The organism is Janthinobacterium sp. GMG1 (assembly GCF_034427795.1).
In the GTDB taxonomy this organism is placed as follows: Bacteria; Pseudomonadota; Gammaproteobacteria; order Burkholderiales; family Burkholderiaceae_D; genus Janthinobacterium.
This window is the reverse complement of sequence record NZ_JAXQNT010000005.1, coordinates 368,327-382,066: the sequence shown is the minus strand read 5'-3', so window position 1 is coordinate 382,066 and position 13,740 is coordinate 368,327. Positions and strand designations below refer to the sequence as shown.

12 protein-coding genes are annotated in these 13,740 nt (G+C 65.0%); 8 read left to right on the top strand and 4 right to left on the bottom strand.

Annotation, left to right across the window (positions count from 1 at the left end; genetic code table 11):
- Nucleotides 1-80: 80 nt before the first annotated feature.
- Genes SJI03_RS16425 through SJI03_RS16415 form a run of 3 tightly spaced genes read left to right on the top strand, consistent with a single transcriptional unit; the run spans nucleotide 81 to nucleotide 2,874 of the window.
- Nucleotides 81-767 carry a UPF0149 family protein gene (locus SJI03_RS16425; protein WP_322427907.1) on the top strand — a complete coding sequence of 229 codons (687 nt, stop codon included), beginning with the start codon at nucleotides 81-83 and terminating at the stop codon, nucleotides 765-767.
- 12 nt (nucleotides 768-779) lie between these two features.
- Nucleotides 780-2,480, top strand: a complete 1,701-nt coding sequence (locus SJI03_RS16420) for a hypothetical protein (protein WP_322427906.1) — start codon at nucleotides 780-782, stop codon at nucleotides 2,478-2,480.
- Nucleotides 2,481-2,493: 13 nt separating this feature from the next.
- Nucleotides 2,494-2,874 carry a hypothetical protein gene (locus tag SJI03_RS16415; protein ID WP_322427905.1) on the top strand — a complete coding sequence of 127 codons (381 nt, stop codon included), beginning with the start codon at nucleotides 2,494-2,496 and terminating at the stop codon, nucleotides 2,872-2,874.
- Here the strand turns inward: SJI03_RS16415 and SJI03_RS16410 are convergent.
- Both SJI03_RS16410 and SJI03_RS16405 read right to left on the bottom strand, forming a co-directional pair.
- Nucleotides 2,861-3,382 (bottom strand): GNAT family N-acetyltransferase, encoded by a 522-nt coding sequence (locus SJI03_RS16410; RefSeq protein WP_176390275.1) that lies wholly within the window; start codon nucleotides 3,380-3,382, stop codon nucleotides 2,861-2,863. The two genes, SJI03_RS16415 and SJI03_RS16410, sit on opposite strands and share 14 nt — an antisense overlap.
- 98 nt (nucleotides 3,383-3,480) lie before the next feature.
- Nucleotides 3,481-3,708, bottom strand: coding sequence for a hypothetical protein (locus tag SJI03_RS16405; protein ID WP_034755374.1), 228 nt, complete (start codon nucleotides 3,706-3,708; stop codon nucleotides 3,481-3,483).
- A gap of 145 nt (nucleotides 3,709-3,853) precedes the next feature.
- On the opposite strand from SJI03_RS16405, the gene SJI03_RS16400 reads away from it, so the two are divergent.
- The gene (locus SJI03_RS16400) at nucleotides 3,854-5,047 is read left to right on the top strand and encodes a hypothetical protein (RefSeq protein WP_322427904.1); all 1,194 of its coding nucleotides are present in this window, start codon (nucleotides 3,854-3,856) and stop codon (nucleotides 5,045-5,047) included.
- The gene (locus tag SJI03_RS16395) at nucleotides 5,040-5,969 is read left to right on the top strand and encodes an AAC(3) family N-acetyltransferase (RefSeq protein ID WP_322427903.1); all 930 of its coding nucleotides are present in this window, start codon (nucleotides 5,040-5,042) and stop codon (nucleotides 5,967-5,969) included. Before SJI03_RS16400 ends, SJI03_RS16395 begins: the two co-directional genes overlap by 8 nt.
- A gap of 56 nt (nucleotides 5,970-6,025) precedes the next feature.
- Here SJI03_RS16395 and SJI03_RS16390 read toward each other — a convergent pair whose 3' ends face one another.
- On the bottom strand, nucleotides 6,026-8,293 hold the full coding sequence (locus SJI03_RS16390; RefSeq protein ID WP_099377491.1) for an OPT family oligopeptide transporter: 2,268 nt from the start codon (nucleotides 8,291-8,293) through the stop codon (nucleotides 6,026-6,028).
- A gap of 210 nt (nucleotides 8,294-8,503) precedes the next feature.
- Here SJI03_RS16390 and SJI03_RS16385 point away from each other — a divergent pair, with 210 nt between their 5' ends.
- Entirely contained in the window at nucleotides 8,504-10,828 is a 2,325-nt protein-coding gene (locus SJI03_RS16385; RefSeq protein WP_322427902.1) for a PBP1A family penicillin-binding protein, read from the top strand.
- Between the two features lie 46 nt (nucleotides 10,829-10,874).
- On the opposite strand, the gene SJI03_RS16380 is transcribed toward SJI03_RS16385, so the two are convergent.
- Nucleotides 10,875-11,573 carry a TetR/AcrR family transcriptional regulator gene (locus SJI03_RS16380; RefSeq protein WP_099377493.1) on the bottom strand — a complete coding sequence of 233 codons (699 nt, stop codon included), beginning with the start codon at nucleotides 11,571-11,573 and terminating at the stop codon, nucleotides 10,875-10,877.
- 319 nt (nucleotides 11,574-11,892) lie between these two features.
- On the opposite strand from SJI03_RS16380, the gene SJI03_RS16375 reads away from it, so the two are divergent.
- Nucleotides 11,893-12,807: a lipase family alpha/beta hydrolase gene (locus tag SJI03_RS16375; RefSeq protein WP_099377494.1), complete on the top strand. Its 915-nt coding sequence runs from the start codon at nucleotides 11,893-11,895 to the stop codon at nucleotides 12,805-12,807.
- Nucleotides 12,808-12,817: 10 nt separating this feature from the next.
- Nucleotides 12,818-13,738, top strand: coding sequence for a lipase secretion chaperone (locus SJI03_RS16370; protein ID WP_322427901.1), 921 nt, complete (start codon nucleotides 12,818-12,820; stop codon nucleotides 13,736-13,738).
- Nucleotides 13,739-13,740: the final 2 nt, after the last annotated feature.

The following is a 13,740-nucleotide window of genomic DNA, read 5'->3' as shown; positions in this document are numbered from 1 at the left end:
CCGCGCCGGTTTTCCCCTTGCCGGACGGTACAATACGGCCAGGGCCACCGGCCACTCCACTCACATCACCAAAGAATATTATGTCCAGCATCTCCACCACCACGCCCCTCTCCGACGACGAATACGCCGAACTTGACACCCTGCTGGCCGCGCCTGCCCTGGCCGGAGCCGCCATGGACGTATCGATGCTGGAAGGTTTTCTCACGGCCGTCGCCCTGAGCCCGAAGCAAATTGCAGTTGAGCAATGGTTGCCGTGGGTCTGGGACAAGGCGACCGGCACTGCGGCGCCCGCGCCAGATGCTGACAGCGAACGGGCAGCCAGCTTGGCCCGGCGCCACCATGCCTACATGGTCGAATGGCTGGCGAAGGACCCGGACAGCTTCGAACCCATCTATGTGTGCGGCCCCGAATGGAGCGTGCCTGCCTGGTGCGCCGGTTTTGTGCTTGGCACGAGCCTGGACAAGCCCCAGTGGGCGGCCCTGGCCGTCAGCCACCCGGAGTACCTGGCACCGTTCCAGCACCTGGCCACGGCCAGCGAGCTCGATGACGATGCGGCCGAAACGGCCATGGATGGCGTGATTCCTTGCGTGATCGCCATCAACGCGGCCTGGGCGCGCCAGCGCCACCTGAAAAGCCAGGCACAAAGCCAGCCCGGCGCCACCGTGCTGCGCGAACTGCCGAAGACGGGCCGCAACGACCCGTGCCACTGCGGCAGCGGCAAGAAGTACAAGAAATGCTGCGCCGACGCCGATAGCGCGGCCACCTGAGACGCTATCTCCTTGCGCCAGCTGCTGACGGCCATCCTGCGCTTCCTGCTGCGCCATGCGCTGCAGTTCGCCCTGTTCATCGCCATCCTGCTGGCCGGACGCCTGCTGCTGGCCGAATGGCGCGCCTACAGCGCTGGCAGCGAAGCCGTCACCGCGCTCAGGCTGGCCGCCGGCGGCGCCGATCATCATGGCGCCGGCCTGGCCGCTGCCGCCACGGACCGCATCAACGCCCTGCGGCAAGCGCCACAAGCAAGCATCGCCGCGCGCCTGGCGCAAGTGCAGGCGCAATTGGCCGCCTTGCGCGCGCGGCAGCAGCCGTCGCTGTTCAGCCTCCCCCTGCCCGACACGAACACCCTGGCCCTGCACGCGCAAGACGAAGCGGCGCGCCGCGTGGAGATCGAAGTGCTGGTACAGGAAGCCCGTTATCTGACGGCCCTGCAGGCGGCGATCAGTGGCGAAGATGCACGCCAGACGCTGGCGCGCCTGCACGCGGACCACGTGCGCGCGTATGCGGCACTGCAAAATAATCTGCGCCAGCGCCGTGAACTGGAAGCGCAGCATCCGCTGGCGGCACGCCTGCCCGGCAGCGACGCCTATGCGCAGCTGTCGCAGCTTGAAGCGCAGGATCAGCGTTTGCGCGAGATCAACCTGCAAGCGTATCAGGCCTGGGCAACGCAGCGCACACGCACCAGCGCCACTCACTCCGCCCGCCCCGCCCCATTTGCCATCGACGAGCAAACCTTGAGCGGCGCGCTGGCGCCCGTGCAGGCGGCGATTACGGCCGGCGAAGGACAGCTGGCGCGCAACTGGATCGCCCGCTGGCGCGCGCCCGTCATGGACGTGGCGCCCACCGCCGCCCTGCTGATGCTGTCGGCCATGTTGCTGCCCGCCGCCATCAAGGCCTTCTTTTACTTCGTGCTGGCGCCCGTCGCATCCCGTTTGCCGCCGCTGTCGATCGCGCGCACATTGCAGCTCAACGCCGCCAGTCTGCCCCTGCCGCCGCAGGGCAAATCGCGCATTTCCGCCGTCTCGCAGGGCTTGCTGCTGCAGCCTGGCCAGCGGATGCTGATCCATCCCGAGTACCTGCAATCGTCGCCCGTCAGTACGCATAAACGCACGCAGTGGCTGCTGGACTGGCGCTTTCCATTTACCAGCCTGGCCGCCGGCATGGTGGCACTGACGCGGCTGGAAAGCGAAACCACAGCATCCGTGACGATTTCCGCCAGCGACGACCCGCTGCTGGAAGTGGCCATCGTCCACCTGCCGGCCGGCAGCGCCCTCGTGTTCCAGCCACGGGGACTGGTCGGCCTGGTCTGCGACGCGAATCAACCGCTGGCGATATCGAGCCACTGGTGCCTGGGCAGCCTGCACGCCTGGCTCACCTTGCAGCTGCGCTTCATCGTCTTTCGCGGCCCCGTCACCCTGATCGTGCGCGGCTGCCGCGGCGTGCGCCTGGAACGGGCCGGCCAGGGGCGCTCCATCAGCCAGTCCGCCACCCTGGGCTTTACCACCGACGTGCTGTATTCGACCTTGCGCAGCGAAACCTTCATCCCCTACCTGCGCGGCCAGCAGGCGCTGCTCAACGACCGCTTCGACGGCGACAACGGCGTCTACCTGTACGAAGAAACCCCGCGCCACGGCAAGCAGCCGGGCAAGGTAGGCAGCTGGTTCGAGGGGTTCACCGACGCCATATTGAAAGTGTTCGGCATCTAGCCGGAGCAACCCTATGAACGACTTCCTGTTTGCCGACTTTCTCGAGGACCATGCCACGTATGCGGCGGCAGAGGCCTACTGGCAGGCACGCCTGGCCTTCTTCGAGGGGCAGTGCGCGCCGTATCTGCGCACGGCGTTTGCCAATGGCCAGCCATTCTATGACGGCAATCCCATCGTCAACCTGGCGGACCGCAACGCCGGCAAGGCGGCGCGCATCGTGCAGCAATGCCCGCATGAATTCGGCCACGACTACACGAGCTTCGAGCAAGCCATCGAGCTGGCCGGCCCCAACGGGCACCGCCCGGCGCAGGAAAAGATCATCGTGCTGACCTTGACGCAGGCAACGGCGCAAAGGGCCGAGGATGAACTGCGGGCGTGGTTCATGCCTGGCTAAAGGCCACACCCTCCGGCACAAAATCGGGCTGCAGCAAACCAAAGACGTGCAGGTCGACAAACACGCCATTTAACAGCTCCCCTTGCCGCAGCACGCCCTCGTGCGCAAACCCCAGCCGCTCTGCCAGCGCCATGCTGGCGTGATTGCCGGCAGCGCACTGCAATTCGATGCGGTGCAACTGCAGCGCGCCAAACGCATGCGCGAGGACGGCGCGCACCGCGGCACTGGCGATGCCCCGGCCCTGGAACTGGCTTCCGAGGTAATAACCGATCCGGGCATTGCGCTCCGCTGCGTCGATGTCTTTCAGGCGGATGCTGCCGCACAAGGCCGTAGCGGAGAAAACATGCCACTCCAGGACGTCACCGCTGGCTGCGCGCGCGCAAGCGGCCTGCAGATAGGCCTGCGCCTCGCCGAACGAGTCCAGCTGCACCACGGCAGGCAAATAAGCTTGCAGGTGCTCACGGTTTTGCGCCACCAGGGTGGCCAGCGCTTGCGCGTGTTCAGGCAAGGTTGGAACAATGGAAATATCAGGAAATGCTGAAAGATTCGGATGCATATGTCCCTGGCGGGCCGGTAAAGTTAAAGTGGAAACGCGCAGCCATAGCGCTACGCCGCAATCGAATGCGACACCGTCAGCCACTCGCCCGGCTGCAGATTCGCCGCCGCCTCGCGGGTGGCCAGCACGCTGTCCGGGTCCAGGTCCGAGCGTTTCAGCTTGTAGGAATAGGCGAAATCGTCGGCATCGAATGCCTGCCCCGCCTTGACGTAATACTTGAAGCCGACAAAGGAGTCGGGATTGGTGACGACCGAGTACTCAAGCGTGACATTGTTCATGGCGGGCCTCGTCAACGGTGGTGAGGCATCCATTATGCGTCAATTCCGGCGGCAGCGACGCGGCGGCTGCTCCTTGCGGCAAGTCAATAGCCCTGCCGGCCGCCAGCGCTACAGTAGGCAGAGTCCACCACCAAACACTACTGCCATGCGCACCTTGCTCACGAAGATCCGCAACACACTGGCGCCGCAGGCGGGCCTGCCGGCGGCGGCGCGCATGGAGCGGACGTCGGACCGGCGCGGCCTGCCCTTCTTCGATCCCGGCCCGCAAGCCGTCGTCAAGGCCTGCACGGCCTGGCTATGCGCGGCGCAGGACCATTCCAGCTCAAACGACGGCGGCGTCGCGCGCGACTACAATTTGCTGACAGGCTGGTCGAGTTCCTACCCGGAGACCACCGGCTACATCATCCCCACCGTCATCGCCCTGGCGCAGCGCACGGGCGATCATGGTGGGGGTGATGCACTGCACGGGCGCGCGCGGCGCATGCTCGATTGGTGCGTGGCCATCCAGTTCCCGCAAGGCGGCTTCCAGGGCGGGAAGATCGACTCCACCCCGCGCGTGCCCGTCACCTTCAACACGGGCCAGATCCTGCTTGGCCTGGCCGCCGGCGTGGCAGCATACGGCGAAGCCTACCGGGACGGCATGCAGCGCGCGGCAAGCTGGCTGCGCGACAGCCAGGATGCCGACGGCTGCTGGCGCAGGCATCCGACGCCGTTCGCCAGCGCGGGCGACAAGGCCTACGAAACGCATGTGGCGTGGGGCCTGTTCGAAGCGGACCGCATCGCGCCGGGACACGGCTATGGCGCGGCCGGCCTGCGCCAGGTCGACTGGGCGCTGAGCAAACAGCGTCTCAATGGCTGGTTCGCTTCGAACTGCCTCGACAATCCGCTCCTGCCCCTGACCCATACCATCGGCTATGCCTTGCGCGGCCTGCTCGAAGCGCACCGTTTTTCGGCGCGCGCCGACCTGCTGGACGCCGCCGCGCGCACCGGCACGAGCATCGCCAGGGCCGTGGCGGCCGACGGCTACCTGGCGGGCCGCCTCGGTCCGGACTTCCAGCCGGGGGCCTGCTACGCCTGCCTCACGGGCTCCGCGCAAAACGCGCATTGTCTGTTCCTGCTGTACCAGCTCACGGGCGAGCGGCGCTACCTCGACGCAGGGCGCCGCCTGAACAGGTTCGTGCGGCGCTCCGTCAGCATCGACGGCCCCTTGCACGCGCGCGGCGGCGTCAAGGGTTCGTTTCCCGTCGATGGCGATTACGGCACCTGGGCTTACCTGAACTGGGCCGCCAAGTTCTGCATCGATGCGAACCTGCTGGAACTGGAAATCGGCGATGCTTGAACGGGCCAAACGCGCCGCCAGGGCCGCGCTGGAAGCGTGGCGCCGCGCCGCCAGCGCCAGTCACGTGCGCCAGAGCAGGCCCCACGTGACGCGCGCCACGCTGGCGTCCGGCCTGGCGCGGCTCGGCGTGGCGCCAGGCGATACGCTGTTCGTGCATTCCTCGCTGAAAAGCCTGGGCTATGTCGAAGGCGGCGCAGTGGCCGTGATAAGTGCCCTGCAAGACGCCGTCGGCCCGCAAGGCACCCTGCTGCTGCCCACCTACTATCTGCCCGGCGGCTCCGTGCGCGCCACCTGCGCCATGCCGGACTATGTATTCGACCCGCGCCGCCATGGCACGCACATGGGACGGTTGCCCGAAGCGTTTCTGGCAAGCGGCAATATCCACCGCAGCATCCACCCTACTCACTCCGTGTCCGCGTGGGGCCGCCATGCCGCCGATCTGACCGAGGCGCACCACCGCGCGCCCTCGATCTTCGGCATGGGCTCGCCCTGGCAGCGCTTCATCGGCTGCGAGCACGCGAAGGTGTTGGGCCTGGGTATTTCCATGGGGCCGGTGACGTTCTATCACGCGCTGGAAGACGCCATGGGCGACGCCTTTCCCGTGCCCGTCTGGGAAGACAATACAAAGCTGCTGGCTTGCCTGGACCATGCTGGCCGGCGCTGGGACGTGCCCGTGCGCCCTTTCGATCCGGCAGTCGCCCAGCGCCGCATCGACCATGCAAGCCGGGACGACTTGCGCGATTATTTTGCGCGCGAATTCGACGCCGCCGGCCTGCGCGTGAAGGGCCAGGTTGGCGATGCGGCGTCGTGGTGCATTCCCGCGCAGGCGTTTTATGCGCACCTGCACCGGCTGGCGTCCGAACACGTGACGATCTACGCCAGCGCGGCGCAGCTGGCGGCCCGGCCCATCGGACGCGCATGAAAAAACCGCCCGGATCGTCATGACACCGGGCGGTTTTACTTGGGTTGGCTACAACATCAAGCCTGCGGGCGGTCCGCCTTCTTCTCTCTTGCGACGATATACAGCAGCACGATGATGGCCGCATACGGCAGCAGCGACAGCGCATCCGAATGCAGGCCCGCGTAGAACGGATTGCCATGCTCGGCCCAGTCGGCCATCATCTGGTCGAAGTGCGTCAGCACGCCGGCCGTAATGGCGATGATGATGCCGGCCAGCGCGCCGCCGGCGATGTAGCCGGAGGCCAGCAGCACGCCCGAACTGCGGTCGCCCGCCAGCTGGCGTTCTTCCTCGTTCAGCTTTGCATTGTGTTCCAGCTTGTTGTTGCGGCGGTCCGCCAGCCAGCGCACCAGGCCACCGACGAAAATCGGCAAGGTGGACGACAGCGGCAAGTACACGCCAACGGAAAACGCCAGCGACGGGATGCCGGCCATTTCCAGCACCACGGCGATCATCACGCCGAACAGCACCAGGGTCCACGGCAGCTGCTGGTCGAGGATGCCCTTGATGATGTAGGACATCAGCACGGCCTTCGGCGCATCGTATTTCTTCACTTCCGAGCCGTCCGGACGCTTGCTGTAATGGCCATTGATGCCCGGATCGACCAGGTAGGCCAGCTGGCCATCTTCCTTGACGAAATACTTGCCGGCCGGGCCGCCCACGGTGTCCGTCTTTTGCCAGACTTTATACGTGTTGTGGTCCGTATCGGCTTGCGGGCCATGCAGTTCGCCCGTCACCGTCAGCTTCGACGCATCGACCGTCAGGCCAGGCGCCACTTGCGCGGCCGGCACGTAAACGGTGCTCGCTTCGTTCAGTTTCAGCAAAATCGGACCGAGGATCAGCGCCGACGACAAGGCACCCGCCAGAATCGCGTACTGCTGCAGGCGCGGCGTGGCGCCCACCAGGTAGCCGGTTTTCAAGTCTTGCGAGGTGGTGCCCGCATTGCTGGCGGCGATGCACACGATGGCGCCCACCGACAGGGCAGTCACATAGTAACGCCCGCCCGTCCAGCCCATGATCAGGAAGATCAGGCAAGTGAACAGCAAGGTGGCCACGGCCATGCCGGAAATCGGGTTCGACGACGAGCCGATTTCGCCCGTCAGGCGCGACGACACGGTGGCGAACAAAAAGCCGAAGACGAGGATCAGCAGCGCGCCGAGGAAGTTCATGTGCAGCGGCGTGGCGAAGGTGATCACGGCGATGATGGACAGGCAGCCGATGATGACCCATTTCAGTGGGATATCCTGGTCCGTGCGCAGGGTGGAATTGCTCTTGACGCCCTTGCCGATGCCTTTCAGGCCGGCCGACAGGCTGCGCCAGATCATGGGCATGGCGCGCACCAGCGAAATCAGGCCGCCGGCGGCCACGGCGCCCGCGCCGATATACAGCACGTAGGCGCTGCGCACGTCATCCGCGCCCATTTCGCTGATCAACTTGGTGCCCGGCGAGAGCACGGTGGTCAGGCTGTCGCCGAAGAACTTGATCATCGGGATCAAGAGCAGATACGAGAGCACGCCGCCGGCCGCCATGGTGGCGGCGATGCGCGGGCCGATGATGTAGCCCACGCCCAGCAATTCAGGGGAAATCTCGGCGCCGATGGAGCCGCCCTTCAGCGGCGCGGCAAATTCCACGCCCGGCGTATCCCGCCAGCCCTTGAACGAGATATTGAAGACTTTATACAGCAAGCCGACGGCAAAGCCGCCGAAGATGATCTTCGCGCGGCGCTTGGCGTCCAGCGCGGCAGCCGAATCCTTTTCGATGCTTTCGCCGGCGGCGATGCGCGATTCTTCCGTGGCGGCCGCCTTGAGTACTTCGGCGCAAGCCGTGCCTTCGGGGAATTTGAGTTCCTTGTGCTGGTCGACGATCATGGTGCGGCGCATGGGGATCATCATCAGGATGCCCAGCAGGCCGCCGAGGATACCGACCAGCATGACCCGCGAGATTTCCAGGTCGAAGCCGAGGATCAGGATGGCGGGCATGGTCACGCCCAGGCCGAAGGCCAGCGATTCGCCGGCCGAACCGGCCGTTTGCGTGATGCTGTTTTCCAGGATCGACGAATCCTTGCCGCCCACCTTCTTGGCCAGGCCGAACAGGGTGATGGCGATCACGGCGACGGGAATCGAGGCGCTGACGGTCAGGCCCACTTTCAGCACCAGGTACAGCGAGGAGGCGCCAAAGACCATCCCCAGGATGACGCCCATGAACAGCGCGCGGAAGGTCATCTCGGGCAGCTTCGCATCGGCCGGGATATAGGGCTTCACGACGCTCGGTGTTGCATCTTTTGCCATGGATATTTCCTTAATTTTTAAAAATAAACAGCCCGGATTGACGCCCGGGCTATTTTCTTGAAGCCGAGACTATCGCACAGCCGCGTTTCGATGAAAAGGTTTTTTGCTCCCGGTCCCGGCGCCTGGCCCGGCGCCCGCCCGCACGGGAGGCGCTGGCGCATTGGTCTATAATCGCTGCCACCGTGCCTTGCACGCTCACGTGAGACTGCCTTGACTGCCAAACGAACCGGATTCCCCTGGCCTTCCCGCCGCGCCACCGTGCGCGGCTTCATCATCGCCGGCTGCGCTGCGCTGGCCGCCGCCGTGCTGCTGGCCGCCTACCTGTTCCTGTATGTGCGCCCGCGCCTGCCCGAGCTGGACGTCATCACCGACTACCAGCCGAAGATACCGCTGCGCGTGTACACGGCCGACAATGTGCTGATCGGCGAATTCGGCGAAGAACACCGCGACTTCGTGCCGATCGCGCAAGTGCCGGAAATGATGAAAAAGGCCTTGCTGGCCATCGAGGATGGCCGCTTCTACGAACACCACGGCATCGACTTCGTGCGCGCCGGCGGCGCCGTGCTGTCGAACCTGCGCCACGGCTTCGGCCACGGCGGCGGTTCCACCATCACCATGCAGGTGGCGCGCAACTTCTTCCTGACGCGCGAAAAAGTCGCCTCGCGCAAGCTCAATGAAATCATGCTGGCCCTGAAAATCGAGGCTGCCCTGTCAAAAGACCAGATTCTCGAGCTGTACATGAACCAGATGTACCTGGGCCAGCGCTCGTTCGGCTTCGGCAGCGCGGCGCAGACCTACTTCGGCAAACCGCTGAATGAACTGTCGATCGCGGAAATGGCCATGCTGGCCGGCCTGCCGCAAAACCCGTCGCGCCATAACCCGATCAGCAATCCCAAAAAGGCGCACGCGCGCCAGCAACTGGTCTTGAAACGCATGCGCGAACTCGATTACATCAGCGAAGGCCAGTACCAGCAGGCGCTGGCCCAGCCGCTGCATATCAATACCCGCGGCAAGCAGGGTTTCGACACGCACGCCGAATACGTGGCCGAACTGGCGCGCCAGGCCGTGTATGCCCAGTACAAGGAGGACAGCTACACCAAGGGCATCAGCGTCTACACGACGATCCTGAAAGCGGACCAGGACGCGGCCTACGCCTCGACGCGCCGCAACGTCATCGCCTACGACCAGCGCCACGGCTACCGCGGCCCGGAAACCTTCATCGACATGCCGCTTGAGGCCGAGCAGCGCGACGACGCCATCGATGCTGCACTGCAAAAACGCCCGGACAGCGACGGCCTGATCGCCGCCGTCGTCACGGAAGTGGTTAGCGGCAAGGTGGTGGCCGACACGGGCGACGGCGACGCCAAGACCATCACGGGCGAAGGCCTGCGCTTTGCCGCCCCGGCCCTGTCCGCCAAGGCCAGCGCTGGCATCAAGCTGCGCCCGGGCGCCGTGATCCGCATCAGCAAGGATGGCAAGGGCAACTGGGCCATCACGCAAGTGCCGCTGGTGGCCGCCGCCTTCGTCTCGCTCGATGCGGAAACGGGCGCCTACCACGCCATGGTGGGCGGCTTCGACTACAACCTGCAAAAGTTCAACCACGTCACGCAAGCCTGGCGCCAGCCCGGTTCGGCCATGAAGCCCTTCGTGTATTCGGCGGCGCTGGAAAAAGGCTTTTCGCCGGCCACCCTGATCAACGACGTGCCCCTGGAAATGCAGGCGGGCGGCAAGGTGTGGGCGCCGCAGAATGACGACTTCAAGTTCGACGGCCCGATCACCATGCGCTACGCGCTGGCGCAATCGAAGAACGTGGCCTCGGTGCGCATCCTGCGCGCGCTGGGCGTGTCGTACACGCACGACTTCATGGAAAAATTCGGTTTCGACCCGGCGCGCCAGCCCAGCAATCTGACGATGGCGCTGGGCACGGGTTCCGTCACGCCCGTGCAGATGGCGGGTGCCTACGCCCTGTTCGCCAACGGCGGCCACCAGGTGGAACCGTATTTGATCGACCGCATCGTCGACGCCAAGGGCACGGTGCTGATGCAGACCAAACCGCCCGCGCCGAACGATGACAAGACCCTGGCGCTAGACCCGCGCAACGCCTTCGTGATGGACAGCATGCTGCGCGAAGTCACGCGCACCGGCACGGGCGCGGCGGCGACGAAAAAACTGGGGCGCGGCGACATCGCGGGCAAGACGGGCACCACCAGCGACGCCGTCGACGGCTGGTTCGCCGGCTATGGCGGCGGCATCGTGGCGGTGGCGTGGATGGGCTATGACGAACCCAAATCCCTGGGCGGGCGCGAATTCGGCTCCTCGCTGGCCATGCCGATCTGGATCGACTACATGCGCACGGCCCTGTCGACGCGCCCGCAAGTCACGCGCGCCGTGCCGGCGGGCCTGAGTCAGGTCGACGGCGAGTGGCTGTACGACGAATTCATCGACATGAATGGCGTCAAGACGCTGGATATGGACGTGGAGACGCCGACGGATCCCGCGGCCGTGCCGGAGACGGTGCCGGTGGAAACGAACTAGATGAAAAAGCCAGGAGCGATCCTGGCTTTTTTTTCGGCCGCGTTTTTTACGCCGCTTTGACCATGCTCAAATACCCGCGCACCGTACTGACGACGCTGTCGGCAAAATCGTCGACATTGACCTTCGCCGCGCGGTACTTCCAGCGTTTCACGTACCAGTCCTGGAACAGGGCCAGGCAGTGTGCGGCCAGCAAGGTGGGATCGCCCTGCGGCTTCGGTTCGATTTCCCCGATGGTGGCGGCGATCAGGGTCTGCACATACAGTTCCGAATTTTTCGCCATGCTGCGCTGCTCCACCTGCAGCACGCGCGAATCCATGAAGACAAAATAAAACCACGGCTGCAGCACTTCGGACAGGTAGATCGACGAGCGTATCATCGCTTCCAGGCGGTCCAGCGGCGACTTCACGTCCGCAAACAGCAGCGGCAAGGCTTGCGTGGCGTGGCGCACCACGTCCTCGATCATTTCGGCCAGTTGATCCTTGCTGGTGATATAGCCATACAGGCCGCCCATCGACAGCCCGGTCTCGCGGCACAAATCGCGCAAGCTCATGGCGCGGAAGCCCACGTCATTGGCCAGGCGGAAGGTGGCGACGAAGATGCGTTCAAGATTTTCCAGCGCCGGCTTGCGGCGTTTGACGCCGATGCGCTCCGCGTGGCGGTCAAGAATATATTCCCAGATGTTTTCGCCATTTAACGGCGTCATCTGCTGAAACTGTTCAAAATTAAAATGGGTCGACAAGTGCATTCCCAAGTAACGGTGGAGGAGCGATATCCATGCCATGCAGGTACGCGGCATGGCAAGACGGCGGGACGGCGGATGCCGGGCCGATTATAGCTCAGGAAAACAACTATTTGACTTTTCAACTATGCAATGGGTGCATAAGCAACGCCAAATTCCCACAGTTATTGCGCTGCATCATGCAATTCAAATGCAATTTAAATCCAGCAGTGCTACATTCAAAAAACCGAGCGCTCGCTATTTTTAATGCATCGAGAATGTAAGGAGCACACGGTTCACCGCTACAGCATCGACATTTCCATATTATTCAAATAACGGAGACAAAATGAAGACTCGCTTCTGGCAATTGCTATCCACCCTGCTGTTTTCCCTCGCCATCCTGCCCGGCAGCGCCAGCGCCGCCGGCTACACGCAAACGAAGTACCCGATCGTGCTCGTGCACGGCCTGTTCGGCTTTGACAAGCTCGGTCCGGTCGAATATTTTTATGGCGTCCCCGCCGCCCTGCGCAGCGGGGGCGCGCAAGTGTATGTGACCACCGTGTCGGCCGCCAACAGCACGGAAGTGCGCGGCGAGCAGTTGCTGTCGCAGGTGCGGCAAATTCTCGCCGCCACGGGCGCGGCCAAGGTCAATCTGATCGGCCATAGCCACGGCGGCCCCACGGCCCGCTATGTCGCCTCCGTGCGCCCCGACCTGGTGGCGTCCGTCACCAGCGTGGCGGGCGTAAACAAGGGTTCCAAGGTGGCCGATATCCTCAGCGGCGCCATTCCCAACACCAGCAACGCGCTGGGCAACGCGCTTGCCTCCCTGATCGGCATTTTGTCGGGCAACAAGGGCTTGCCGCAAAACGCGGGCGCCTCGCTGGCGTCGCTGTCCACGGCCGGCTCGCTGGCGTTCAATAGCCGCCACCCGCAAGGCGTACCCACCTCCGCCTGCGGCGAAGGCGCCTACCAGGTGCAAGGCGTGCACTACTTTTCGTGGAGCGGCGCGCAACCGTACACAAATGTGCTCGACGTGGGCGACCCGGCACTGGCAGCCATCAGCCTGGCCTTCGGCGGCGTCAAGAACGATGGCCTGGTGAGCAGCTGCTCCAGCCACCTGGGCAAGGTGATCCGCGACGACTACGCCATGAACCACCTCGATGAAGTCAACCAGTTCGTCGGTATCGTCAACCTGTTCGAGACGAGCCCCGTCACGGTCTTCCGCCAGCAAGCCAACCGCCTGCAAGGCCTGGGACTGTAAGGAGAAGCGCATGCACGCGAAATGGATCATCGGCGGCAGCCTGGCGGCCCTGGCCTTGTACCTGGTGCTGCGCCCGGGCGAGGCGCCCGCCCCGCCGCCGGAAAAGGCGGAACCGGACCTGTTCGCGTTCGTGAGCTCGATGGAAGGCACGCGGCCCGACGGCAACGTGACGGTGGCCGCCGGCGACAAGCTGGTGGTCGACGCGGAACTGGGCCACCTGTTCGACTACTATCTGGCGGGCCTCGGTGAAAAGCCGCTGGCCGCCATCCGCAGCCAGATCGAGGCGGAACTCGACAAGCGCCTGGCGCCCGTGCCCGCCCGCGAAGCGAAACGCCTGCTGGGCGCGTACCTGGCTTACAAGCAGGCGCTGGCCGGCGCGGAACAGGCCTTGCCGGCGCAAGCCGATCCCGCCGTGGCGGCGCGCGCGCGCCTGCAAGCCATGCGCACCTTGCGCGGCAATTACTTTACAGCCGAGGAAAGCGCGGGCCTGTTCGGCGCCAGCGACGCGTATGACGACGACGCCGTGGCGCGCATGGCGATACTCGGCGACAGCTCGCTCGACGAGGCGCAGCGCCAGGCGCAACTGGCCGCGCTGGACCAGAACATGTCGCCGGCCCAGCGCGCCGCGCGCGATGCGCCGCTGCAGGTGGCGCAGCTGGACGCCTCCGTCAAGGCCTTGCGGGCACAGGGCGGCGGCGAAAATGAAGTCTATCGCCTGCGCGCCAGCACGTTTACGCCGGCGGCGGCGGCGCGCCTGGCGGAGCTGGACCGCGAGGAATCGCAGTGGCAGCAGCGCATCATCGCGTACCAGGCTGCCAAGGCACAGCAGGCCAGCCTTCCCGGCGGCGCGCAGGATGCGGCAGCCCTGCAGCAGCTGCGCGATGCCAGTTTCACACCGGAGGAACAGCGCCGGCTGGGCGCCTACGAATAGCG